Source organism: Streptomyces sp. NPDC048584 (genome assembly GCF_043199595.1).
Classification (GTDB): Bacteria; Actinomycetota; Actinomycetes; order Streptomycetales; family Streptomycetaceae; genus Streptomyces; species Streptomyces edwardsiae.
In genome coordinates, this window is sequence record NZ_JBICWF010000010.1 from 122,699 (window position 1) to 144,502 (window position 21,804).

Genomic DNA, 21,804 nt, shown 5'->3' on the forward strand with positions numbered 1-21,804 from the left:
CCGACGGGTGCGGGGCCAGGGCCGTCCCCGTATCCACCGATTCCCCCGACTTCGCTCCCGACCACAAGGAGAACCACCTCATGAGCACCACCGCCGTCGCCCCGCTCTCCACCACGGACGCCGAAGCCCTGCTCGCCGCCGCGGGCCAGGCCGCGGAGGCGGCAGGCGTCACGGTCAGCGTCACCGTCCTCGACGCCGGAGGGCACCTGCTCGCCTTCCGCAGGGACGACCGCGCCGTGCTGATCTCCGGTGAGACCAGTACCCGCAAGGCGTACACCGCGCTCCAGTTGAACGCGCCCACCGCCGACCTCGTGGACGCCGTGCAGCCCGGCGGCCTCTTCCACACCCTGCCCACCGCACTCGACCGGCCGCTGCTGTTCATCGCCGGGGGCGTGCCCGTCCGCCGTGACGGGCGGCTGATCGGCGCGGTCGGTGTCGGCGGCGGTGCCCCCGAGCAGGACCACGGCTTTGCCACGGCCGCCGTGGAGACCCTCGCCTGACGACGGCGCCCACCGGACGTGACGACGCCGGCCCCGAAGCTCCGGGGTCGGCGTCTTTGTGTCAGATGTGTCAGGTCGCGGCGACCGTCACCGGAGCGAACCGTCGGCTCCAGTCCCCGGGCAGTTCGGTGATCCCGTACGTCATGACCGCGTTCGACGCGACGGAGGCCAGCCCGTGGTCCTTGGCCCAGTTCAGCAGTTCCCCGTGCCGCACGTCGATGTCGGTGCGCAGCGGCCGGCCGGTGCCGGCGGCGAGGGAGGCGAGCAGCGCCTGGGCCGTCGCGGTGTCACGCGCGATCAGCGGGCCCACGACATGGGTCTCCATGTTGGGCCAGGCGGCCGCGTACCCGGTGATCCGCCCGTCCTCCTCGGCGACCCGCAACTGATCGGAGAAGGCGGGCAGGCGGGTGATGATGTGTGTGCGGTCGGCGCCGAAGACGTTCTCGTCGAGCCGAACGATGGCGGGGAGGTCCTCCCCGGTCGCAGCCCGGGTGGTGACGGCCCCCGGCCGGTATCCCGCGGGCGCGAACTGGCCCCGCAGCATCTCCGCACGGCCGGTGACCTTGAAGCCGAGCTCCTCGTAGAGCGGCCGGCCGAAGGGGGTCGCGTGCAGGGTGAGGGGGGTGGTGCCCATCGCGGAGACGATGTAACGCATCAGACGGCGCCCCACACCCCGGCGGGCGTGCCGTGCGGCGACCAGAACCATGCCGATGGCCGCGAGAGCCGGCTGCGCGCGCGGCCCGTACTCGGTGACGACGCAGGCGGCGACCAGTCCACCCTCGGGATCGTCGACGCCGTAACCCTTCCCGGCTGCAAGGAGGAGGCCCCATTTGTGCTCCTCCCGTGGCCACCCCCGGTCCTCGGACAAGTCGGCACAGGCGGTGAGATCGCGGAGTGTCAGACGGCGGATGGGCAGAGAGGCAAGGGAAGGTGTCGGCACGCAGGTCAGGCTGTCCGACGGGAAGCTTCTGCGTCCACCCGTTTCGGGAGACTCGTGCGACCTTTTGGCCATCGCGCGACCGGCGGCGGCACGTGGACACGGGTGCACATGTTTCACGTGAAACATGTGCGAACGGTGCGTGGCCGGCTCCTTCCGCCGGGAGACGCGGTGAGCGGGGCTCGCTAACCTCGTCGCTCATGGCGAGGCTTCATCTCTTCGATCTCGACGGCACGCTGCTCCATGGAAGTTCGGCACCCGTGGAGATCTCGCGGCAACTGGGGCTGGAAGCCGAGGCGATCGCCCTCGACCGGGCGATCTCGGCTGGTCTGATCGGGCCGCCGGAGTACGCCGTCCAGGTGCACACGCTCTGGGCGGGTCTCACGGAGGTCCATGTGGCGGCCGCGTTCGAGGCGGCGCCCTGGCTGACCCGTATCCGTGACGTCTGGGCGGATCTCACGCGCAGGGGAGACCACTGCGCCGTGGTTTCCCTGTCGCCGTCCTTCTTCGTGGAGCGGCTCACCGGCTGGGGCGCTCACGCGGCCTACGGCTCACGCTTTCCCGCGGTGCCGTTCACGGAGCCCGTGGACCCGGCCGGCGTTCTCAGCGCGGCGGCCAAGGTGGGGATCGCCGACCGTCTGTGCGCGGAGTTCGGGGTGACCCGCGCGGACTGTGTCGCCTATGGCGACTCGATGTCGGACAAGGACCTGTTCGGCGCGGTGCCGGTCTCCGTCGCGGTCAACGCGGACCGGCATCTGACCGGTCTCGCGACCCACTCCTATACGGGGCGGGACCTCTGGGAAGCCTACGAACTGGTGCGAGCCGCATAGCGGCCGGACTTCATCCCAGGTCGGGGGCGTGCATGGCGCGTACGCCCTCGATGTTGCCGTCCAGGTAGTGCCGCAGCGACAGCGGTACGAGATGGACGGAGGCGATCCCGACGCGGGTGAACGGCACGCGGACGATCTCGTACTCCCCGGTGGGTTCGTCGACCTCCGGGCCGTGCCGCAGGGACAGGTCCATGGATTCCAGGCGGCATACGAAGAAGTGCTGCACCTTCACGCCGGTGGCACCGCCGTCCTCACCGATGTGCTCCACGGTGTCGACGAAACACGGCACGACGTCGCCGATCTTGGCACCCAGCTCCTCGTACACCTCGCGGTGCAGGGCGTCGACGACGGTCGAGTCCTCCGGCTCGACCCCGCCGCCGGGGGTGACCCAGTAGGGATCCACGCCGGGTTTGGTGCGCTTGATCAGGATCAGGTTCTCGCCGTCCAGCAGAACGGCTCGGGCGGTGCGCTTGACCACGGGTCGGACGGTCATGGAGGAAATGTGGCCCGGCTGGTTCCACGTGAAACATCACGAGGACGTACCGTCCGGCTTTGTGGAGGCACACCGGCGCGTCAGCACCAGCCGGCGGCCGCCCGCTCCAGCCGCTCATGGGCCCGCGCGATGTGCGGCATCGCCAGCGTGCCGGTACGGACCGCCAGGAAGTAGGTGCGCAGCGGGGGAACCGTCGGTTCGTGCAGGGCCACCACGTCGCCCAGCGCCAGGGCGGCCGCGCACAGATAGCGGGGCAGTACCGCCAGCCCCGCGCCCGCTGCGGCACAGGCCAGCACCGCGCGCAGATCCGGGACGACCACCGTGCCCGGAGCGATGGGACGGGAGTCGAACACGGAGGCCCAGTAACGGGCGACGAAAGGCAGCGACTCGTGCACCTCGACCACCGGGACGCGCTCCAGCGCCGAGGGGCCCGCGTGGCGGAGCGGGCCGGGGCCGATCCGCTCGGCCCACGGTGGAGCGGCGACCAGTACGTGCTCCTCGTCGCAGAGCGCAGTCGCCGAGAGCAGCGCGCCGCGCGGGCGGACCGTGCTGATGGCCAGATCATGATGTCCCGCGGCCAGCCCTTCCAGGGACTCCTCGGCGGTGCCGAAGGAAGCGCGCAGGGCGAAGCCCTGGCCGTCCTCGCCGGTCAGCTCCGTGAGCGCCGGCAGCGCCCGCTCGGCGGTGAACTCCGGGGGCCCGGCCAGATGCAGCGTCCGCAGGGGGGAGTCCTCCTCCAGCCCGGACTCGGTGATCTCCACCAGGGCGTCGAGATGCGGCGCCGCCTTGTGGGCGAGCTCGTCCCCGATGGTCGTCGGTGTCACCCCACGCGCCTGCCGCAGGAAGAGAGGGCGCCCCAGCTGCCGTTCCAGTGTCCGTATCTGCGAGGTGACGGCGGGCTGGGAGAGGCCGAGCAGGGCAGCGGCACGGGTGAAGGAGCCGGCCCGGTGCACGGTCACAAAGGCCCGCAGCAAGGCCAGATCCACGGCACTCCCTCTCTCGTCAGCCCTCGCAGCGGCCTGGACGCGCCCAACTATAAATAAGTCGATAGGACGCTGTCGCTACGGTGATTGGACACTGACACTGTGTCAACTAGCCTTGGTCGCGCGGTTCTTCGCGCGCAGAACCGAGGACGGTCCGAGCCACGAGGGGGGAGGCTCGGACCGTCCGCGCGGTGCCCCGGGCGGCCGGCGGCCCGGTCCGGAGCGACCGGTCAGCCGGCCGACTCGTCCAGGGCACGCAGCACGTCCGCGATCAGGTCCTCGGGGTCCTCGGCGCCCACGGAGAAGCGGATGAAGCCCTCGGGCACCGCGTCCCCGCCCCAGCGCCCGCGTCGCTCCGCCGTGGACCGTACGCCGCCGAAGCTCGTCGCGTCGTCCACCAGCCGCAGCGCTTCGAGGAAGCCGTCCGCACGCGCACGCGTGGGCAGCGTGAAGGAGACCACGCATCCGTAGCGCCGCATCTGCCGCGAGGCGATCCTGTGCGACGGATCGTCGGGCAGCCCCGGATAGCGCAGCCCGGTGACGTCGGACCGATCCCGCAGCGCCCGCGCGAGCGTCAGCGCGGTGGCGTTCTGCCGGTCGACGCGCAGCTGGAGCGTGGCGATCGAGCGGTGCGCGAGCCAGGCCTCCATGGGCCCGGGGACGGCCCCGACGATCTTGCGCCAGCGGCGTACGGCGGTCATGGCCTCGCCGCTGCGCCCGGTGACGTATCCCAGGAGTACATCGCCGTGCCCGGTGAGCTGCTTGGTGCCGCTGGCCACCGCGAAGTCGGCGCCGAGCTCCAGCGGACGCTGGCCCAGTGGCGTGGCGAGGGTGTTGTCCACGGCGACCAGGGCGCCGCGCGCGTGCGCCGCCTCGGCGAGCCGCCGTACGTCGCACACGTCAAGACCCGGGTTCGAGGGCGTCTCGATCCACAGCAGCTTCGCGCCGTCGAGGACGCCGAGCTGGGCGTCGCCGCCCGTGGGCGCGGTCCGCACCTCGATGCCGTACGTCTCCAGCTGGGCCCGCACCAGGGGCAGGGCCTGGTAGCCGTCGTCCGGGAGGACGACGGCGTCGCCGGCACGCAGCTGCGAGAAGAGCACCGAGGAGATGGCGGCCATGCCGGAGGCGAACACCAGGGTCTCGACATCGTCTTGGCCGGGTGTCTCCAACTCCCCGATGGCCCGTTCCAGCAGTGTCCAGGTCGGGTTCTCGTCCCGGCCGTAGGTGTACGGGCCGGTGGGGTCGCCCGGCAGGTGGAAGTGGGCGGCGAAGACCGGTCCGGGCAGGGTCGGCTCGTGCTTGACCGGCTCAGGCAGCCCGGCCCGCACCGCGCGCGTGCCCTCACCCGCCCCGCCCGGTGGCGCCTGCCCCTGGTCCGCGCCCGTCGTCGAATCGTTCATGCCGCCTGCCCTTCCACCTGCTCGCGCACGGCGGCGAGCAGACCGGTGCTCGCCGCCTCCACCATCTCAAGACATTCGTCGAAACCCTCCGCGCCCCCGTAGTAGGGGTCCGGCACATCGAGATCGTCGCCGGCGGCCGGATCGTAGGACCGCAGCAGACGCACCTTGTCCGCGTCCCGTTCCGTGGGCGCGAGACGGCGCAGTGCCCGGCGATGGCCGGAATCGAGCGCGATGACGAGATCGAGGCGGGCGAACCAGGCCGGGTCGAACCGCCGGGCGGCGTGGCCGGCCTGGTAGCCGTTCTCCCGCAGCACGGTCACCGTGCGGGGGTCGGCGCCCTCGCCCTCGTGCCAGCCGTCCGTACCGGCGCTGTCCACCTCGACCAGGCCGTCGAGGCCGGCCTCGGCCACCCGCGCGCGGAAGACGGACTCGGCCATCGGGGAGCGGCAGATGTTGCCGGTGCAGACGAAGCAGACGCGGTAGGTCATCGGCCTCAGTCCCCGTCGGGCAGGACGACGTTGAGCGCCCAGGAGACCACGGAGATGATCAGACCACCGAGGACGGCCGTCCAGAAGCCCTCCACGTGGAAGCTCAGATCGAGCTGGTCGGCGAGCCAGGAGGTGAGCAGCAGCATCAGCGCGTTCACCACCAGGGTGAACAGTCCGAGCGTCAGGATGAGCAGAGGAAGGCTGAGGAGCTTCACCAACGGCTTGACCAGGGAATTCACCAATCCGAAGAGCAGTGCGACCAGGAGCAGCGTGCCGATCTCCTTGCCGGTGCTGTCACCGGTCAGGGTGATCTTGTCGAGCAGCCACACCGCGACCGCCAGGGCGCCCGCGTTGGCGATCGTCTTGACTAGGAAATTCATCATGTGTCTGATCGTGGCAGACACGATCGGGCTCGGGCAGTGAGGTAGGGGCGGGACTAGGCGATGAAGGCATTCCGGCTGGACGAACTGGAGGCGGAACGGGCCGCCAACGACGGGGCATACCTGCAGTTCCTGCGCGAGCGGAACATGTCGGTCGGCCTCTACGCCCTGGACGCCGGTGTCCAGGACCCGCAGCAGCCGCACAGCCAGGACGAGGTGTACTTCGTCGTCAGCGGCCGCGCGTCGATCACGGTCGGCATGGAGACGACCCAGGTGGCCCGCGGCAGCGTCGTGTACGTACCGGCCGGAGTGGCGCACAAGTTCCACCACATCAGCGAGGACCTGCGGGTCCTGGTGGTGTTCTCTCCCCCCGAGAGCTGAGGAGAATCCTCGGGGTTCCCTAGGGGAACGGTCAGGGGAGGACAAGGGGTCGGAGGTCTCCACCGGGGCACCTGCCGCCCTAGCATCGAGTGCAGGACATCATCGACGCGACCCGGCACTCGGCGGGCGGAGAGGTAAGGACGAGGGCGATGCGAGAGATCTTCGCGGGACTTCCGTGGTGGGTGAAGTGGATCGCGGTGCCGGTCATCGCCCTGGTCGTGTTCGGCGGGCTGATAGCGAGCGTGGTCGGCTTCGTGATCGGACTGCTCTTCAAGGTGCTGGTCTTCGTGGCGCTCGTCGGCGGACTGATCTACGTCGTACGCAAGTTCACGTCGAGCTCCTCGTCACGCGGTGACTGGTGAGCCGCGGGGGGCCGGTGGGGCGGTGACGGGGGTCATCGGTTCCCTCGGGCGGGGGAAGTTTCTCCGGCGGGCCGTCCACGTGCGGTGACAGCCCGTTAGAGTCCGGAATTCGACGCGGGGACGATTCCCCGTGAACGGCGACCCCCCACCCGTGTTCTCCGCACGGGCTGCCCCCTCGCGCTACGGGAGTGACCCTTGGCCACGACTGGCACCGGCTCCGCACAGCTGACCGCGGTCCCTCCGCAGCCCCGCTCGCCGGCGCCCACCGCACCGGCCTCCACCGCGACGCTCATCGGTTCCGTGCAGCGGGCCGTACGCCTGCTGGAGACCGTCGCCGGGCACGACTACGGGGCTCCCGCGAAACAACTGGCCCGCGAGACCGGGCTGGCGCTCCCCACCACGTACCACCTGCTGCGCACCCTGGTGCACGAGGGTTATCTGCGCCGCGACAAGGGGCTGTTCTTCCTGGGGGAGGCGGCAGCACGGCTGAGCAGCGGCGGAGCCGAGCAGAAACGTCGCAGCACCATGGCCGACACCCTGGCCCACTGGCGGGACGCGACCGGCGCCCCCGTGTACTACGCCGTGTACCGCGACGGCGAGATCGACGTTGTCGGCGTCTCCGACACCCCCGGCAATCCCGCGGTGGAGGAGTGGGCCGACTTCCGGGAGACCGGGCACGCCCACGCCATCGGCCAGTGCCTGCTCGCGCAGCTCGACGACGACGCCCGCCGCGACCACCTCGGCCGTCATCCCGTGCGGCCCGTCACCCCGTACACCGTGCGGGACGACCACAGTCTGCTCAGACGCCTGGAACGCGCGCGGCGCTCGCAGCCGGTGGTGGAGCGTCAGGAGTACGCGCTGGGCACGGTCTGCGCGGCGATCCCCGTCTCCATCGGCTCCATGGCCGCGGCGGTGGCCATCTCGCTGCCCGCCCACCAGGCCGACCGGCTCGCCCCCGCGGCGCGGCGACTGCAGGCCGAGATGGGGCACCTCATCGGGTCGCTCACACTGTCTATCAGTATCTGAAAAATCACTCCTTGTGATCTGCTGTGTACTTTCAGCAAGATTCCCTTTGGTGTCAGGATCCATGCCCGGCCAGTCCGCGGCGAATGACGGGGTAGGCGATGCGCGAATCCGTACAGGCAGAGGTCATGATGAGCTTTCTCGTGTCGGAGGAGCTGTCCTTCCGCATCCCGGTGGAGCTCCGCTACGACACCTGTGATCCCTACGCCGTACGGCTGACCTTCCATTTGCCCGGAGACGCCCCCGTGACCTGGGCGTTCGGCAGGGAGCTGCTGATCGACGGTGTCGGCAGGCCGTGCGGGGAGGGCGACGTACGCGTCTCGCCCGTCGACCCCGACGCGCTGGGCGAGGTGCTGATCCGGCTTCAGGTGGGCGCCGATCAGGCTCTCTTCCGTTCATCGACGGCCCCGCTCGTGGCCTTCCTCGACCGCACCGACAAGCTGGTGCCGCTGGGCCAGGAGGGGGCGCTCGCCGACTTCGACGCCCATCTCGACGACGCGCTGGACCGGATCCTGGCGGAGCAGAGCGCCGGCTGAAGCGTTACGCCGACCGGGTGGCGGAACGCTTCAGCGCGTTCTGCCCCGCCCTACGGGCCGTCAGCGCTTACGGCGTCTGCCCCGCCCGCCGCGCCCCGCAGGGCGGGCCTCCGGTACCTTCCCGGGCCCCTGTGCCGGCTCCTGCGCCTGTCCGTGGCCCTGAGTCCGTGCCTGTGCCGTCGGGCGGTCGGCCGAGACCACCAGCGCGGCCAGCGCCGTGGTCACCGGCACCGAGGCCACCAGGCCGATGGAGCCGATGAGGGTACGCACGATCTCCTCCGCGACCAGCTCACTGTTGGCGACCGTCCCCACGCTGCTCTGTGCGATGGAGAACAGCAGCAGGAGCGGCAGCGCGGCACCGGCATAGGCGAGGACCAGCGTGTTGACCACCGACGCGATGTGGTCGCGGCCGATCCGGATGCCCGCGCGGTACAGCCCCCGCCAGCCCGTCGACGGGTTGGCCTCGTGCAGCTCCCAGACCGCGGACGTCTGTGTGACCGTCACATCGTCGAGGACACCGAGCGAACCGATGATGACGCCGGCCAGCAGCAGGCCGCTCATGTCGATCCCCGGATACAGCCCGTGGATCAGGCCGGTGTTGTCGTCGGTGTTGCCGGTCAGCGCGGCCCAGCCGATGAACACCGAGCCCAGGATGCCGATCAGCAGCAGTGAGATCAGCGTGCCGAGCACCGCCACCGAGGTCCTCGCCGACAGCCCGTGACAGAGGTACAGAGCGATCAGCATCATCGCGCTCGCCCCCACCACCGCGACGATCAGCGGATTCGACCCCTGCAGGATCGCTGGCAGGATGAAGAAGTTGAGCACCAGGAAGCTGATCGCCAGCGCCACCAGCGCCATCACCCCGCGCAGCCGTCCCACGGCCACGACGGCGAGCGCGAAGATGCCCGCGAGCAGTGCCATCGGGAAGCGCCGGTCCACGTCGGTGACCGAGTACTGGAGGTCCCGGGGCGCGGAGGGCTCGTAGGCCACCACGACCTTCTGGCCCTCGCTCAGCTGCCGGGACTGGTCCGGCTGCACGATCTCGTCGAACGTACGGCCCTTGTCGTCGCCGGTGTCGACCCGGATCGTCGCCTTCTTGCAGGTGCCGTCCGCCTGCTGCTGGGCGGAGGAGCCCTCGGCGGTGGAGGTGTCGCCGGTGGGGACGCCGGCGGAGCCGTTCACGGACTGGCAGCTCAGCTCGACCACCTTGGTGACCGTGGCGCGCTGCGTCTGCCGGTCGAAGCCGACGCCGGTGCGCTCGTGCGCCGGGGCCCCGCCCGGCCACAGCACGGCGAGTCCGATCAGTACCGCCGCGGCGAACGGGATCAGGATCGCCGCGATGACCTTGCGCAGATGCCGGGAGACGGGCGCAGCCGGACCGTGCCCGTGGCTGTGTCCGTGCCCGTTCCCGTGTGCATGGCCGTGCACGTGGCCGTGACCACCGTCGTCCGCGGCACCGGGTGGTCGCGATGGTTCGGGGGGCGGAAACGGAGGAGGTTGAGTGGGCGTCACCGCCCGATCATCGCAAGAACGGGGTGAGGCCCTCTGTTCACCGCGCCAGAAAGGACGCTAGCGTGGAGGCGCTTTTGTACACGCGGGAGCTCGGAGCACCGGGCTGAGAGGGCGCTGACCTCCGTCCCAGCGATGTTTCACATGAAACGTCACCCCAGGCTGAGTGATGTTTCACACGGAACGTCGGCAGACGGAAACCGCTGCGTCGACCGCCGAACCTGTTACCGGGTAATGCCGGCGTAGGGAGTAGGTCTCATGACCAACAAGGACGCACGCACGCCTGCCTCCGCGCAGAACTCCGACCGGGAGGAGACCGCGGAGGCAGGGAAGTCCATCGGCTGGCACAAGGCGTATGTCGAGGGCACCCGCCCCGACCTGCGGGTGCCGGTCCGTCAGGTGCACCTCACCAACGGGCAGTCGGTCAAGCTGTACGACACCTCGGGCCCGTACACCGATCCACTCGTCGACACCGATGTCCGCCGGGGCCTGGCTCCGCTCCGGGAGAACTGGATCACCGCCCGCGGTGACACCGAGGAGTACGCGGGCCGCCCCGTCCGCCCCGAGGACGACGGGATCAAGCACACCGCCCCGCGCGGGGGACTGCGCAACCTGGACGCCGTCTTCCCGGGCCGGCCGCGCCTGCCGCGCCGGGGCCGGGAAGGCCGGGCGGTCACGCAACTGGCGTACGCGCGCCGGGGCGAGATCACGCCCGAGATGGAGTACGTGGCCATCCGGGAGAACGTCGCGCCCGAGGTGGTCCGCGAGGAGATCGCGGCGGGCCGGGCGGTGCTGCCGGCCAACGTCAACCACCCGGAGACCGAGCCGATGATCATCGGCAAGCGGTTCCTGGTGAAGGTCAACGCCAACATCGGCAACTCGGCGGTGACGTCCTCCATCGAGGAGGAGGTCGAGAAGATGACCTGGGCGACCCGCTGGGGTGCCGACACGGTCATGGACCTCTCCACCGGCCGGAACATCCACACCACCCGCGAGTGGGTGCTGCGCAACTCCCCCGTTCCGATCGGCACCGTGCCGCTCTACCAGGCATTGGAGAAGGTCGACGGCCGGGCCGAGGAGCTGACCTGGGAGATCTACAAGGACACGGTCGTCGAGCAGGCCGAGCAGGGCGTGGACTACATGACGGTCCACGCGGGCGTGCGCCTCGCGTACGTACCGCTCACCGCGAACCGCAAGACCGGCATCGTCTCCCGGGGCGGCTCGATCATGGCCGCCTGGTGCCTGGCGCACCACAGGGAGTCGTTCCTGTACGAGAACTTCGAGGAACTCTGCGAGATCCTCGCCGCGTACGACGTCACCTATTCGCTCGGCGACGGGCTGCGGCCGGGTTCCATCGCGGACGCCAACGACGAGGCGCAGTTCGCGGAGTTGCGCACGCTCGGGGAACTCAACACGATCGCGAAGCGTTTCAACGTTCAGACCATGATCGAGGGCCCGGGGCATGTCCCGATGCACAAGATCAAGGAGAACATCGACCTTCAGCAGGAGATCTGCGATGAAGCCCCGTTCTATACGCTCGGCCCGCTGACGACGGACGTCGCGCCCGCGTACGACCACATCACGTCCGGCATCGGTGCCGCGATGATCGCCTGGTGGGGCACGGCCATGCTCTGCTACGTCACGCCCAAGGAGCACCTGGGCCTGCCCAACCGTGACGACGTCAAGACCGGCGTGATCACCTACAAGATCGCTGCCCACGCCGCCGACCTCGCCAAGGGCCACCCGGGTGCCCAGGAGTGGGACGACGCGCTGTCCGACGCCCGCTTCGAGTTCCGGTGGGAGGACCAGTTCAACCTGGCCCTCGACCCGGACACCGCACGCGAGTTCCACGACGAGACCCTGCCGGCGGAACCCGCCAAGACGGCGCACTTCTGCTCGATGTGCGGCCCGAAATTCTGTTCGATGAAAATATCCCAGGACATCCGCCGTGAGCACGGCGGAAGCCGGGCGGAGATCGAGGAGGGGATGGCGCAGAAGTCGAAGGAGTTCGCGGCGGCGGGCAACCGCGTGTATCTGCCGATCGCGGACTGACCGTCCCCCGGGCGCGCCGGCGGACGGGAGGGGCCGGCCCGCCGCCCCTCCCCTTCGGCGGAGCGGGTGGGCAGACTGGCCCCATGACAGCGAGTCCGATGAGCAAGGGGTCCAATCGTCCCGTCGAGGCACGCGTGGTGCGTGTCGAGCTCGCCTGGGCGGCCGGGCCCGGTGTGCCCGACGTCGATGCCTCGGCGCTGCTCCTCACGGCGGCCGGGCGGGTGCGGGACGACGGGGACTTCGTCTTCTACAACCAGCCACGTCACGCGTCCGACGCCGTGACCCATCTCGGGAAGCGCAGCGGCGCCGGGGAGACGACCGACACCGTGCGGGTGGACCTGGGCGCGGTGGAGGAGGGGGTCGAGCGGATCGTGCTGTGCGCGTCGGCGGACGGCGGGACGTTCGGGCAGGTGCCGGGGCTGCTGCTCAGAGTGCTCGACGCCGGGTCGGGGAACGAGCTGGCCCGGTTCGACATGGCGGCCGGGACGGAGACGGCGTTCATCGGCGGAGAGCTGTACCGGCGGCAGGGGGCCTGGAAGTTCCGGGCGGTGGGGCAGGGGTACGCGTCCGGGCTCGCGGGGCTGGCCACGGACTTCGGTATCTCCGTGGACGACACGGCCTCGCACGCGGCCACACCTTCGGGCTCACCGGTCGTACCGGCCTCGCCCGCGGCCACCACGCCCCCGGTCTCTCCGATCCCGCCGCCGCCCGCCCCTCCCACAGCGCCGGCCGCCCCCGTGCCGGCCGCCGGGCCCCAGCCGGGGGCCCCGCGGCTCACCAAGGGTGAGGAGCGGCTGCCCGTCGACATGCGGAAGCGGTTGTCGCTGCGCAAGGAGCAGGTGGCGGTCAGTCTGCGCAAGCACGGGGCCGCCGGGGTCACCGCGCGCGTCATCCTCGTACTCGACGCCTCCGGATCCATGTCCTTCCTGTACTCCAAGGGAGTCGTGGCCGACGTCGTCGAGCGGATGGCGGCGGTCGCGGCGCAGCTGGACGACGACGGGGAGATGCAGGCATGGACCTTCGCCTCGAACCCGGCCCGGCTGCCCGACCTGCGGCTCGGGGAGCTTCCCGAGTGGCTGCGGCTGCATGTGCGCGTGGGGGAGGTGGGCCTCTTCCGGCGCGGACGGAAGAAGGGGCTCGAGCCCAGTCAGGTCGACATGCGGGACGTGGGCATCCAGAACGAGGAGCAGAAGGTCATCGCGGAGGTGCGCGCCTTCGTCCGGGACCATCCCGCGTCCGCCCCGACCCTCGTCCTGTTCTTCTCCGACGGCGGCGTCTACCGCGACAAGGACATCGAGCGCGAGCTCCGCGAAGCGGTGGAGGAACCCGTCTTCTGGCAGTTCGTGGGGCTCGGCAAGTCCAACTACGGCGTGCTGGAGCGATTCGACACCCTCCCGGGCCGCCGCGTCGACAACGTCGGGTTCTTCGCCGTCGACGACATCAGCACCGTGCCGGACGCGGAGCTGTACGACCGTCTGCTCTCCGAGTTCCCGCAGTGGATCACGGCCGCGGGACGGGCGGGGATTCTCTGAAACCGAATCCCGGTCCGCCCCTCGGCCTGTCCACTCGCTACTCCGGCTGGTGCTCCGGCCCGCCGAAGTCCGGGCTCGAGTAGTCCGGGCTGGAGTAGCTGGGCCGGGTGCCACGGGCCGACCCCTCCTCCGGACTGGAGAAACCCGGCCGGTCGTACCCGAGATGCGGCATACGGCCGGACCGCGCGGGCGGTGCCGTGTGCTGCAGCGCGGCGGCGGTCGCCGGGTCGGAGAGGGCGTCCCGCAGGAACGGCAGGATCCCCCGCTCCAGCAGGGCCTCGTGCCAGGCCTCCCTGGCCCGGGTGAGCTCCCCGTCGCTTTCCCGGTACGGCCCGCCGAGCGCCGACGGCTTGTTGCGCAGAGCCGTGAGCAGCAGACCCGCGCCGGCGACGAGGATGGCGACCGCCGTCACCGCGCCGAACACCCACCCCGTGGTGAGCATGGTCCGGGCGAAGGCGGCCTCCGGGTCGAGCATCCGCAGGATGTAGCCGACGAGCAGGAAGATCGCGGCCGCTGTCCCGGCCAGGACGGGAGCCAGGACGGCGACCACGGCTACGGCCCCGGCCCCGGCGGTCTCGGCGACCTCGCCCATGGTGGCGGCGAGCCCCACCGCGTTCGACCCCGGCTCGGTGACGCCGGACTCACGGACGGACGGAGTGGACGGCGCCGGTGGACGGCGCAGTTCCTCGCGGACCTTCACGTAGTGCTGGTACTCGGTCGCCGCGGCCGTCGTGATGATCGCGGTGGCGCCCAGCGCCATCGTGCGCAGTTGTTCCGAGTTGAGCCGTTGTCCTACCGCGGCCAGTTCCGGGTGGTGTGGTGCGGAGCGCAGCGCCTCATCGAGAATCCGCTCGTAATCCTGGCGGTCCTCGTTCAGCAGGTGCTGCGGAACGCTGTTCATGTGCATCCCCCGATGCTCCGTAGGGCTTGGGGCTCGGCATGCTGACGAGCCGTCGGGCAGAAACGGAGGGGAGCCTGCTACGGATAAGCCGATGGTAGAGCGGTGACGGCACGCGGTGACAGAGGATTTACCGAAATTACCTGCCGAGAAATGAGTTCCCGGGCCGCCGGATCACGGTCCGGGGAACGCTCAGGTGTCCAGCGGCAGTTGCTGGACCAGGAGTTTCCCGGCCATGGTGACCCCGCCGTCCATCGCGATGGCCAGTCCGTCGGCGTAGACATGAGGTCCGGTGACCACGGGGCCCCCGTCGTCCTCGCCCTCCTCGGAACCGACTTCGCCCAGCAGATACGGAATCGGGCTGTGGCCGTGAACGACCCGGGTGCCGCCGTACGTATCCAGCAGGGAGCGCACCGCGTCGGCGCCGCCCTCGTCGCGGAAGGAGAACCGCTTGGTGAACTTGCGGAACAGGTCCCAGACCTCGTCGGCGTCGTTGCGGGTGATCGTCTCGCGGACGGTGTCGTTGACCTCTTCGATCGAGCGGCCGTAGTCGAGGTAGGCGGTGGTGTCCGAGTGCAGCAGGAGGTGGCCGTCTACCTCCTCGACGGCGTCGAGGCGGGCCATCCACTGCAGGTGGTGGTCCTGGAGGCGGTCCATGTCGGTCTTCTGGCCGCCGTTGAGCAGCCAGGCCGCCTGGAAGGTGGCGGTGCCCGCGCCGGAGTTGACGGGGGTGTCGCCGAACCGCTTGGCGCCGAGCAGCAGCAGCTCGTGGTTGCCCATGAGGGCCTTGCAGTAGCCGCCGGCCGCGGCGGCCTCGGCGGACAGCCGCATCACGAGATCGATGACGCCGATGCCGTCCGGGCCGCGGTCGGTGAAGTCGCCGAGGAACCACAGCCGTGCCGTACCGGCGCACCACTGGCCCGCCGCGTCGAGCAGGCCCTGCTCCTGGAGGGCGGCCACCAGTTCGTCGAGGTAGCCGTGGACGTCACCGACCACGTACAGCGGGCCCTGGCCGGTGGCGGGCTGTGGAGCGGGGACGGACGCGGGGTCGACGGTCACCTGAACAGTGTCACCCCGATTGATGACGGGGAGATCCCGCTGGGTGGGTGTGTATCCGTCGGGGTAGGCCGCCTCGGCGGGAGGGACGACGTCACCGGGGTGCGTGCTCTGGGCGTACGGACCGGTCTCGTGGACGTACGCGGGCACCCGGAAGTCACGCACCGTCGCAGTGCGCTCCACCTCGGGTCCCTGACCGGCCCCCTGAGTCATCGACCCCTCCACCATCGCGCCGCTTCTGCACCGCGTCGGACTGCCTGGTCGCAGCGGCCCGCGGTGTGTGGGCCCATCATAGGAATGCGGATCGCGCCGTGTGATGACCCAGGGGTGGTGAATCGGAGCAAGACCCCGGTTCCTCGCGGCATTCGTCCCGTTTGAGCCGGTCTTCGTCCGCCTCCGCCACCGTCGCCGCCGCGCGCCGTCCGCCGGTGAACGGCCCGCCGTGTTCCGGGGGGACGGTCCTGTTTCGAGCGGAGGGGCGAACCGGGGGCTTCTCCGTTTCCGGTCCGCGGAGGCGGTGCCCCGGCCCCGGGACACCGCCGTTGCGGACCGGCCGCGGAACCGCCGCTTCCCCCCTCCGGAAGCGGAGGCTCCACTCTCCGGGCTGCGATCCGGCCCGCGAGGGCCCGCGATCCGGCCCGCGAGGGCCCGCGATCCGGCCCGCGGGGGCCCGCGATCCGTGCCGCAGGCACCCCACGTTCCGGCGTCCGATACCTCGGCGTCCCGACGGTCGGCACTTCCCGCGCCCTGTCGTCCGGTTCCGGGACCCGACGGCCGCCCTCCGCGTCACCAAGCCGCCGGGGCTCCACGTTCCGGCGGCGGGTACCTCGTGGTCCCGATCTCCGGCATCCCACGTTCCGGCGGCAGGTACCTCTGGGTCCCGACCTCCGGCATCTCACGCTCCGGCGGCAGGTTCTTCGGCGTCCCGCCTCCCGACCGCCGAACCCCTGGCATCCGCAAGCCCTTCGCGTCCGGACCGCCGAGCCCGTCGCGTCCGGAAGCCCCCGGTCCCCCGCCTCACGACCCCTTCGGTGACCTCGGTGGGCTGACCGTCGTGCGGGGTGGACGTCGTTGTGACGAGGTGCGCACGATCAGCTCCGTCGGTATGACCTGCTCCACCGGCTGGTCCGAGTCCAGCCCCTCGATGGCGTCGATGAGCAGCTGGATCACCGCCGTACCGATACGGCGCGGCTTCAGGGAGAGCGTGGTGACCGGCGGTTCCGTGTTGGCGTAGACCGTGGACTCGCTGCAGCAGACGAGCAGCAGGTCGTCCGGGACGCGCAGGCCGTAGCGGCGGGCGGCGGCGAGCAGATCGGTGCCGTTCGGATCGAACAGGCCGTAGACGGCGTCCGGGCGGTCGGGCCGGGCGAGCAGCCGGTCGGCGGCGACGGCGCCCGCGCACGGATCGTGTGCCGGGTAGGCCTCGTAGACCGGGTCCTGGCCCACGCGCTCGCACCAGCGCAGATACGCGGTGGTCGACAGGTGGGTGTACGTGTCGGTCGTGGTGCCGGTGAGCAGGCCGATGCGGCGCGCGCCGGCGTCGGCGAGATGGTCGAGGATGCCCATGACGGCGGCCTCGTGATCGTTGTCGACCCAGGCGGTGACCGGCAGCGAGCCGGCCGGGCGGCCGTCGGAGACGACCGGTAAGCCCTGGCGGACCAGTTCGGTGACGACCGGATCCTGGTCGGAGGGGTCGATGACGACCGTGCCGTCCAGGGCGACGTTGGACCACACGTCGTGGCGGGAGGTCGCGGGGAGGATCACGAGCGCGTAGCCGCGGGCGAGCGCGGCGGAGGTGGCGGCCCGTGCCATCTCTGCGAAGTACGCGAACTCCGTGAAGGTGAAAGGTTCATCCCCGTACGTCGTCACGGTCAGACCGATGAGTCCGGACTTCCCCGTGCGCAGCGTCCGGGCGGCGGCAGAGGGGCGGTACCCCAGTCTGTCGGCCACCTCGCGGACATGGCGCCGGGTGGCGTCCGGGAGCCTGCCCTTTCCGTTGAGGGCATCGGAGACGGTTGTGATGGAGACTCCGGCGGCGGCGGCCACGTCCCTGATGCCCGCTCGTCCCGGCCTGCTGCCTCGGCGTGAGGTTTCCGCGCGGCTCACCTGGTGCTTCCCTGCTGCTGTCATGGCGAGCCGATAGTAGGGCTCATGCGGTGGGGTAGGGCGGACGCATATGCATGCGTTGACAGGCACGTTTCTGCAAGATCATCACACCCCAATTGCCTGGGAAATCAAGGAGGTTGAACGTTCCAATACCAGGAAGTGACGTGCCGACGCATGCGGGCCTGGCCTGGGTGCGATGTTGCGAAGAGGTCTCAACTCACCTTCACGGGGGATGCGCGCCACGGCGCAAGCCACCGGCGCATAGATATATGTGCGGCGCGCCCCTGGGGCGCACGCCCTTCGTACACCTACGGGCGAAGTTGCCCCGTTTCCGCGGTCACGGACGAGGCGGGCGCCGGCACCCGCCCCTCTCGTGCTCAGCGGCGCCTTCTCTACGCAGCGGCGCCGAATCCTCATAAGGTGAGCAGTATTGGATGTCGGCGGCGGACACGGGTGCCGCCGGTCTTCGCGAGGAGGACTGCGGTGAGCGAGACGAGCCCCAAGCTGCGCGCCGAGCTGGAGGGGATCCCCACGTACAAGCCGGGCAAGCCGGCGGCGGCCGGCGGACCGGTGGCGTACAAGCTGTCCTCCAACGAGAACCCGTATCCGCCGCTGCCGGGCGTGATGGAGGCCGTGACGGCCTCGGCGTCCTCCTTCAACCGCTACCCGGACATGGCGTGTACGGCCCTGATGGCCGAGCTCTCCGAGCGCTTCGCGGTCCCGGCCTCCCACCTGGCCACCGGCACCGGCTCGGTCGGCGTCGCCCAGCAGCTGCTGCAGGCCACCGCGGGCCCGGGCGACGAGGTGATCTACGCCTGGCGGTCCTTCGAGGCCTACCCGATCATCACGCGGATCAGCGGGGCCACGCCCGTCCAGGTGCCGCTGACTCCCGGCGATGTGCACGACCTCGACGCGATGGCCGAGGCGATCACCGACCGCACCCGGCTCATCTTCGTCTGCAACCCCAACAACCCGACCGGCACGGTGGTGCGCCGGGCCGAGCTGGAGCGTTTCCTCGACCGGGTGCCGAGCGACGTCCTGGTGGTGCTCGACGAGGCCTACCGCGAGTTCATCCGGGACACCGAGGTACCCGATGGTGTCGAGCTCTACCGGCAGCGGCCCAACGTCTGCGTCCTGCGGACCTTCTCCAAGGCGTACGGCCTGGCGGGGCTGCGCGTCGGCTTCGCCATCGCCCACGAGCCGGTGGCGGCGGCGCTGCGCAAGACGGCGGTGCCCTTCGGCGTGAGCCAGATCGCCCAGGACGCGGCGATCGCCTCGCTGCGCGCCGAGGACGAGCTGATCGGCCGGGTCGGCTCGCTGGTGTGTGAGCGCAACCGGGTGATGGACGCGCTGCGGGACCAGGGCTGGACGGTGCCCGAGACCCAGGCCAACTTCGTGTGGCTGCGGCTGGGGGAGCGCACGGTGCCGTTCGCGCAGGCGTGCGAGCAGGCCGGTGTGGTCGTCCGGCCGTTCGCCGGGGAGGGCGTGCGGGTCACGATCGGCGAGACCGAGGCGAACGACATCTTCCTGAAGGTGACGGAAGGGTTCCGCAAGGTGATCTGACCAGCGCAGACGTTCCGGCGGCCGACGGTTGATCCGTCGGCCGCCGGTGTTTTTCCACAAGATCCGCGCACGGGGGTTGACGTCACAGGGGACCCCCCTTCCCGGTCAGGAAAGCGGTAGGTCATAATTGCTTGTGAATGTGAACGCGTTCACAAGCGCATCCCGTTTTTCTCCGAGATGTCGAGGGACGAAGCGGGATCAAGCGGCCGCCGCGACCACGGCGAAGTTAGGAGCGACGACGTGGATCTGGCTCTGGCGCCGGAGACCCTGGCGCGATGGCAGTTCGGTATCACCACCGTCTACCACTTCCTCTTCGTACCCCTGACGATCTCGCTCGCCGCCCTCACCGCCGGGCTGCAGACCGCCTGGGTGCGCACGGAGAAGGAGAAGTACCTCAGGGCGACGAAGTTCTGGGGCAAGCTCTTCCTGATCAACATCGCGATGGGAGTGGTCACCGGCATCGTGCAGGAGTTCCAGTTCGGCATGAACTGGTCCGACTACTCGCGGTTCGTCGGTGACGTCTTCGGAGCCCCGCTCGCCTTCGAGGCCCTGATCGCCTTCTTCTTCGAGTCCACCTTCATCGGCCTGTGGATCTTCGGCTGGGACAAGCTGCCCAAGAAGATCCATCTGGCCTGTATCTGGATGGTCTCGATCGGCACGCTGCTCTCCGCGTACTTCATCCTCGCCGCCAACTCCTGGATGCAGCACCCGGTCGGCTACCGGATCAACGAGGAGAAGGGCCGCGCCGAGCTCACCGACTTCTGGCTGGTGCTCACCCAGAACACCACCCTCAACCAGGTCTTCCACAGCTTCTCGGCGGCCTTCCTGACCGGCGGCGCCTTCATGGTGGGCATCGCCGCGTTCCACCTCATGCGCAAGAAGCACATCCCGGTGATGCGGACCTCGCTCCGGCTCGGCCTGGTCACCCTGGCGGTCGGCGGCCTGTTCACCGCGATCAGCGGCGACACCCTCGGCAAGGTCATGTACGAGCAGCAGCCGATGAAGATGGCCGCCGCCGAGGCCCTGTGGGACGGCGAGGAACCGGCACCCTTTTCCGTCTTCGCCTACGGCGACGTCGACGAGGGGCACAACAAGGTCGCCCTGGAGATCCCCGGCCTGTTGTCCTTCCTCGCCCACAGCGACTTCGACTCGTACGTGCCCGGCATCAACGACACCAACAAGGCCCTGCAGGAGAAGTTCGGCCCCGGTGACTACAAGCCCATCGTCCCGGTCGCCTACTGGGGCTTCCGCTGGATGATCGGCTTCGGCATGGCCTCCTTCTCGCTCGGCCTCCTCGGGCTGTGGCTCACCCGGAAGAGGTTCCTGCTGCCGGCCGCCCACCGCACCGGGGAGGACGAGGTCCCGCACCTGGTGCTGTTGAAGAAGCCGCTTGGCTCCCGCCTCACCCGGCTCTACTGGCTCCTCGCACTGTGGACCATGGCGTTCCCGCTGATCGCCAACGCCTGGGGCTGGATCTTCACCGAGATGGGCCGCCAGCCCTGGGTGGTCTACGGCGTGATGCAGACCCGGGACGCGGTCTCCCCCGGCGTCTCCACGACCGAGGTCCTCATCTCGATGTCGGTCTTCACCCTGCTCTACGCCGTCCTGGCCGTCATCGAGGTCAGGCTGCTCGCCAAGTACGTCAAGGCGGGCCCTCCCGAGCTCAGCGACTCCGACCTCAATCCGCCCACGAAGCTCGGCGGCGACCTCCGTGACGCCGACAAGCCGATGGCCTTCTCTTACTAGGCAGAGGGAGCCGCACCGTCATGGAACTGCACAACGTCTGGTTCGTCCTCATCGCCGTCCTGTGGATCGGCTACTTCTTCCTGGAGGGCTTCGACTTCGGGATCGGCGTCCTCACCAAGCTGCTCGCCCGCGACCGGGCCGAGAAGCGGGTACTGATCAACACCATCGGCCCCGTCTGGGACGGCAACGAGGTGTGGCTGCTCACGGCCGGCGGCGCGACCTTCGCCGCCTTCCCCGAGTGGTACGCCACACTCTTCTCCGGCTTCTACCTCCCGCTGCTGGTCATCCTGATCTGCCTGATCATCCGCGGAGTCGCCTTCGAGTACCGGGCGAAGCGGCCGGAGGAGAACTGGCAGCGCAACTGGGAGACGGCGATCTTCTGGACCTCGCTGCTCCCGGCGTTCCTGTGGGGCGTGGCCTTCGGGAACATCGTGCACGGCGTGAAGATCGACGCCGAGTTCGAGTACGTGGGCAGTGTCTGGGACCTGCTCAACCCGTACGCCCTGCTGGGCGGCCTGGTCACCCTGATGCTGTTCACCTTCCACGGCACCGTGTTCGCGGCGCTGAAGACGGTCGGCGAGATCCGGGAAAGGGCGCGGCGGCTGGCCCTGCGCGTCGGCCTCCTCACGGCCGTGCTTGCGCTGGCGTTCCTGCTGTGGACCCAGGCCGACAGCGGTGACGGCACCAGCCTGGTCGCCCTCGTCGTGGCGGTCGCCGCGCTGGTCGTCGCCCTGCTGGCGAACCAGGCGGGACGTGAGGGCTGGGCCTTCGCGCTGTCCGGCGTCACCATCGTGGCCGCCGTGACGATGCTCTTCCTGACGCTGTTCCCGAACGTCATGCCGTCCACGCTCGACGCGGACTGGAGCCTGACCGTCACCAACGCCTCGTCCAGCCCCTACACCCTGAAGATCATGACCTGGCTCGCGGTGATCGCCACACCCGTGGTGCTGCTCTACCAGGGCTGGACCTACTGGGTGTTCCGCAAGCGGATCGGCACCCAGCACATCGCCGACCCCGTGCACTGAGGGT

Annotated in this window: 21 protein-coding genes and 1 riboswitch; of the genes, 11 read left to right on the forward strand and 10 right to left on the reverse strand. The window is 70.0% G+C overall.

Features of this window, described 5'->3' with window-relative positions; genetic code table 11:
- The first annotated feature begins 80 nt into the window (after positions 1 to 80).
- On the forward strand, positions 81 to 500 hold the full coding sequence (locus ACGFR9_RS22680; protein WP_393211523.1) for a heme-binding protein: 420 nt from the start codon (positions 81 to 83) through the stop codon (positions 498 to 500).
- 70 nt (positions 501 to 570) lie between these two features.
- On the opposite strand, the gene ACGFR9_RS22685 is transcribed toward ACGFR9_RS22680, so the two are convergent.
- A complete protein-coding gene (locus ACGFR9_RS22685; RefSeq protein WP_393211526.1) occupies positions 571 to 1,440 on the reverse strand; it encodes a GNAT family N-acetyltransferase in 870 nt (289 codons plus the stop codon).
- 197 nt (positions 1,441 to 1,637) lie between these two features.
- Here ACGFR9_RS22685 and ACGFR9_RS22690 point away from each other — a divergent pair, with 197 nt between their 5' ends.
- On the forward strand, positions 1,638 to 2,267 hold the full coding sequence (locus ACGFR9_RS22690) for an HAD family hydrolase (protein ID WP_393211529.1): 630 nt from the start codon (positions 1,638 to 1,640) through the stop codon (positions 2,265 to 2,267).
- 10 nt (positions 2,268 to 2,277) lie between these two features.
- Here ACGFR9_RS22690 and ACGFR9_RS22695 read toward each other — a convergent pair whose 3' ends face one another.
- The 5 genes from ACGFR9_RS22695 to ACGFR9_RS22715 all read right to left on the reverse strand — a co-directional run bounded on the left by ACGFR9_RS22695 (position 2,278) and on the right by ACGFR9_RS22715 (position 6,014).
- Positions 2,278 to 2,760: an NUDIX domain-containing protein gene (locus ACGFR9_RS22695; protein ID WP_393211532.1), complete on the reverse strand. Its 483-nt coding sequence runs from the start codon at positions 2,758 to 2,760 to the stop codon at positions 2,278 to 2,280.
- Between the two features lie 80 nt (positions 2,761 to 2,840).
- Positions 2,841 to 3,746, reverse strand: coding sequence for a LysR family transcriptional regulator (locus tag ACGFR9_RS22700; protein WP_393211535.1), 906 nt, complete (start codon positions 3,744 to 3,746; stop codon positions 2,841 to 2,843).
- Between the two features lie 227 nt (positions 3,747 to 3,973).
- The gene (locus ACGFR9_RS22705; RefSeq protein WP_393211538.1) at positions 3,974 to 5,143 is read right to left on the reverse strand and encodes a cystathionine gamma-lyase; all 1,170 of its coding nucleotides are present in this window, start codon (positions 5,141 to 5,143) and stop codon (positions 3,974 to 3,976) included.
- Complete coding sequence (locus ACGFR9_RS22710; RefSeq protein WP_393211541.1) at positions 5,140 to 5,631, reverse strand: low molecular weight protein-tyrosine-phosphatase; 492 nt, start codon at positions 5,629 to 5,631, stop codon at positions 5,140 to 5,142. The genes ACGFR9_RS22705 and ACGFR9_RS22710 overlap by 4 nt, the downstream gene beginning before the upstream one ends.
- A gap of 5 nt (positions 5,632 to 5,636) precedes the next feature.
- Positions 5,637 to 6,014: a phage holin family protein gene (locus tag ACGFR9_RS22715; protein WP_393211544.1), complete on the reverse strand. Its 378-nt coding sequence runs from the start codon at positions 6,012 to 6,014 to the stop codon at positions 5,637 to 5,639.
- 60 nt (positions 6,015 to 6,074) lie between these two features.
- Between ACGFR9_RS22715 and ACGFR9_RS22720 the strand changes: the two genes are divergently transcribed.
- The 4 genes from ACGFR9_RS22720 (at position 6,075) to ACGFR9_RS22735 (ending at position 8,313) form a co-directional block, all read left to right on the forward strand.
- Positions 6,075 to 6,392, forward strand: coding sequence for a cupin domain-containing protein (locus ACGFR9_RS22720; protein WP_030215511.1), 318 nt, complete (start codon positions 6,075 to 6,077; stop codon positions 6,390 to 6,392).
- Between the two features lie 149 nt (positions 6,393 to 6,541).
- A complete protein-coding gene (locus ACGFR9_RS22725; protein WP_007492480.1) occupies positions 6,542 to 6,754 on the forward strand; it encodes a DUF5326 family protein in 213 nt (70 codons plus the stop codon).
- 195 nt (positions 6,755 to 6,949) lie between these two features.
- Positions 6,950 to 7,780 (forward strand): IclR family transcriptional regulator, encoded by an 831-nt coding sequence (locus tag ACGFR9_RS22730; RefSeq protein ID WP_393211548.1) that lies wholly within the window; start codon positions 6,950 to 6,952, stop codon positions 7,778 to 7,780.
- 98 nt (positions 7,781 to 7,878) lie between these two features.
- Positions 7,879 to 8,313 carry an SsgA family sporulation/cell division regulator gene (locus ACGFR9_RS22735; protein ID WP_030215520.1) on the forward strand — a complete coding sequence of 145 codons (435 nt, stop codon included), beginning with the start codon at positions 7,879 to 7,881 and terminating at the stop codon, positions 8,311 to 8,313.
- A gap of 60 nt (positions 8,314 to 8,373) precedes the next feature.
- On the opposite strand, the gene ACGFR9_RS22740 is transcribed toward ACGFR9_RS22735, so the two are convergent.
- Positions 8,374 to 9,825: a YibE/F family protein gene (locus ACGFR9_RS22740; RefSeq protein ID WP_393211551.1), complete on the reverse strand. Its 1,452-nt coding sequence runs from the start codon at positions 9,823 to 9,825 to the stop codon at positions 8,374 to 8,376.
- Positions 9,826 to 9,897: 72 nt separating this feature from the next.
- Positions 9,898 to 10,088: riboswitch (TPP riboswitch) on the forward strand.
- Between ACGFR9_RS22740 and thiC the strand changes: the two genes are divergently transcribed.
- Both thiC and ACGFR9_RS22750 read left to right on the forward strand, forming a co-directional pair.
- Positions 10,081 to 11,874 carry a phosphomethylpyrimidine synthase ThiC gene (thiC, locus tag ACGFR9_RS22745; RefSeq protein ID WP_393211554.1) on the forward strand — a complete coding sequence of 598 codons (1,794 nt, stop codon included), beginning with the start codon at positions 10,081 to 10,083 and terminating at the stop codon, positions 11,872 to 11,874. It overlaps the preceding riboswitch by 8 nt.
- An 83-nt stretch (positions 11,875 to 11,957) precedes the next feature.
- Complete coding sequence (locus tag ACGFR9_RS22750; protein WP_393211557.1) at positions 11,958 to 13,406, forward strand: VWA domain-containing protein; 1,449 nt, start codon at positions 11,958 to 11,960, stop codon at positions 13,404 to 13,406.
- A gap of 37 nt (positions 13,407 to 13,443) precedes the next feature.
- Here ACGFR9_RS22750 and ACGFR9_RS22755 read toward each other — a convergent pair whose 3' ends face one another.
- The 3 genes from ACGFR9_RS22755 to ACGFR9_RS22765 all read right to left on the reverse strand — a co-directional run bounded on the left by ACGFR9_RS22755 (position 13,444) and on the right by ACGFR9_RS22765 (position 17,490).
- On the reverse strand, positions 13,444 to 14,313 hold the full coding sequence (locus tag ACGFR9_RS22755) for a hypothetical protein (protein ID WP_393211560.1): 870 nt from the start codon (positions 14,311 to 14,313) through the stop codon (positions 13,444 to 13,446).
- A 183-nt stretch (positions 14,314 to 14,496) separates the two neighbouring features.
- Complete coding sequence (locus ACGFR9_RS22760; protein WP_393211563.1) at positions 14,497 to 15,588, reverse strand: metallophosphoesterase; 1,092 nt, start codon at positions 15,586 to 15,588, stop codon at positions 14,497 to 14,499.
- 789 nt (positions 15,589 to 16,377) lie between these two features.
- Positions 16,378 to 17,490: a LacI family DNA-binding transcriptional regulator gene (locus tag ACGFR9_RS22765; protein WP_078620913.1), complete on the reverse strand. Its 1,113-nt coding sequence runs from the start codon at positions 17,488 to 17,490 to the stop codon at positions 16,378 to 16,380.
- 459 nt (positions 17,491 to 17,949) lie between these two features.
- Here ACGFR9_RS22765 and hisC point away from each other — a divergent pair, with 459 nt between their 5' ends.
- The 3 genes from hisC (at position 17,950) to cydB (ending at position 21,800) form a co-directional block, all read left to right on the forward strand.
- A complete protein-coding gene (gene hisC / locus ACGFR9_RS22770) occupies positions 17,950 to 19,029 on the forward strand; it encodes a histidinol-phosphate transaminase (RefSeq protein WP_393211566.1) in 1,080 nt (359 codons plus the stop codon).
- Between the two features lie 240 nt (positions 19,030 to 19,269).
- Positions 19,270 to 20,775, forward strand: coding sequence for a cytochrome ubiquinol oxidase subunit I (locus tag ACGFR9_RS22775; RefSeq protein WP_393211569.1), 1,506 nt, complete (start codon positions 19,270 to 19,272; stop codon positions 20,773 to 20,775).
- Positions 20,776 to 20,795: 20 nt separating this feature from the next.
- Positions 20,796 to 21,800 carry a cytochrome d ubiquinol oxidase subunit II gene (cydB, locus tag ACGFR9_RS22780; protein ID WP_393211572.1) on the forward strand — a complete coding sequence of 335 codons (1,005 nt, stop codon included), beginning with the start codon at positions 20,796 to 20,798 and terminating at the stop codon, positions 21,798 to 21,800.
- The last annotated feature ends 4 nt before the right edge of the window (positions 21,801 to 21,804 follow it).

Coding starts and splice junctions, on each gene's coding strand:
- ACGFR9_RS22765 (WP_078620913.1), bottom strand. CDS start 17,490: ATGACAGCAGCAGGGAAGCACCAGGTGAGCCGCGCGGAAACCTCACGC.
- ACGFR9_RS22690 (WP_393211529.1), top strand. CDS start 1,638: ATGGCGAGGCTTCATCTCTTCGATCTCGACGGCACGCTGCTCCATGGA.
- ACGFR9_RS22750 (WP_393211557.1), top strand. CDS start 11,958: ATGACAGCGAGTCCGATGAGCAAGGGGTCCAATCGTCCCGTCGAGGCA.
- ACGFR9_RS22735 (WP_030215520.1), top strand. CDS start 7,879: ATGCGCGAATCCGTACAGGCAGAGGTCATGATGAGCTTTCTCGTGTCG.
- ACGFR9_RS22705 (WP_393211538.1), bottom strand. CDS start 5,143: ATGAACGATTCGACGACGGGCGCGGACCAGGGGCAGGCGCCACCGGGC.
- ACGFR9_RS22725 (WP_007492480.1), top strand. CDS start 6,542: ATGCGAGAGATCTTCGCGGGACTTCCGTGGTGGGTGAAGTGGATCGCG.
- thiC (WP_393211554.1), top strand. CDS start 10,081: ATGACCAACAAGGACGCACGCACGCCTGCCTCCGCGCAGAACTCCGAC.
- ACGFR9_RS22710 (WP_393211541.1), bottom strand. CDS start 5,631: ATGACCTACCGCGTCTGCTTCGTCTGCACCGGCAACATCTGCCGCTCC.
- ACGFR9_RS22680 (WP_393211523.1), top strand. CDS start 81: ATGAGCACCACCGCCGTCGCCCCGCTCTCCACCACGGACGCCGAAGCC.
- ACGFR9_RS22715 (WP_393211544.1), bottom strand. CDS start 6,014: ATGATGAATTTCCTAGTCAAGACGATCGCCAACGCGGGCGCCCTGGCG.
- cydB (WP_393211572.1), top strand. CDS start 20,796: ATGGAACTGCACAACGTCTGGTTCGTCCTCATCGCCGTCCTGTGGATC.
- ACGFR9_RS22720 (WP_030215511.1), top strand. CDS start 6,075: ATGAAGGCATTCCGGCTGGACGAACTGGAGGCGGAACGGGCCGCCAAC.
- ACGFR9_RS22695 (WP_393211532.1), bottom strand. CDS start 2,760: ATGACCGTCCGACCCGTGGTCAAGCGCACCGCCCGAGCCGTTCTGCTG.
- ACGFR9_RS22760 (WP_393211563.1), bottom strand. CDS start 15,588: ATGGTGGAGGGGTCGATGACTCAGGGGGCCGGTCAGGGACCCGAGGTG.
- ACGFR9_RS22755 (WP_393211560.1), bottom strand. CDS start 14,313: ATGCACATGAACAGCGTTCCGCAGCACCTGCTGAACGAGGACCGCCAG.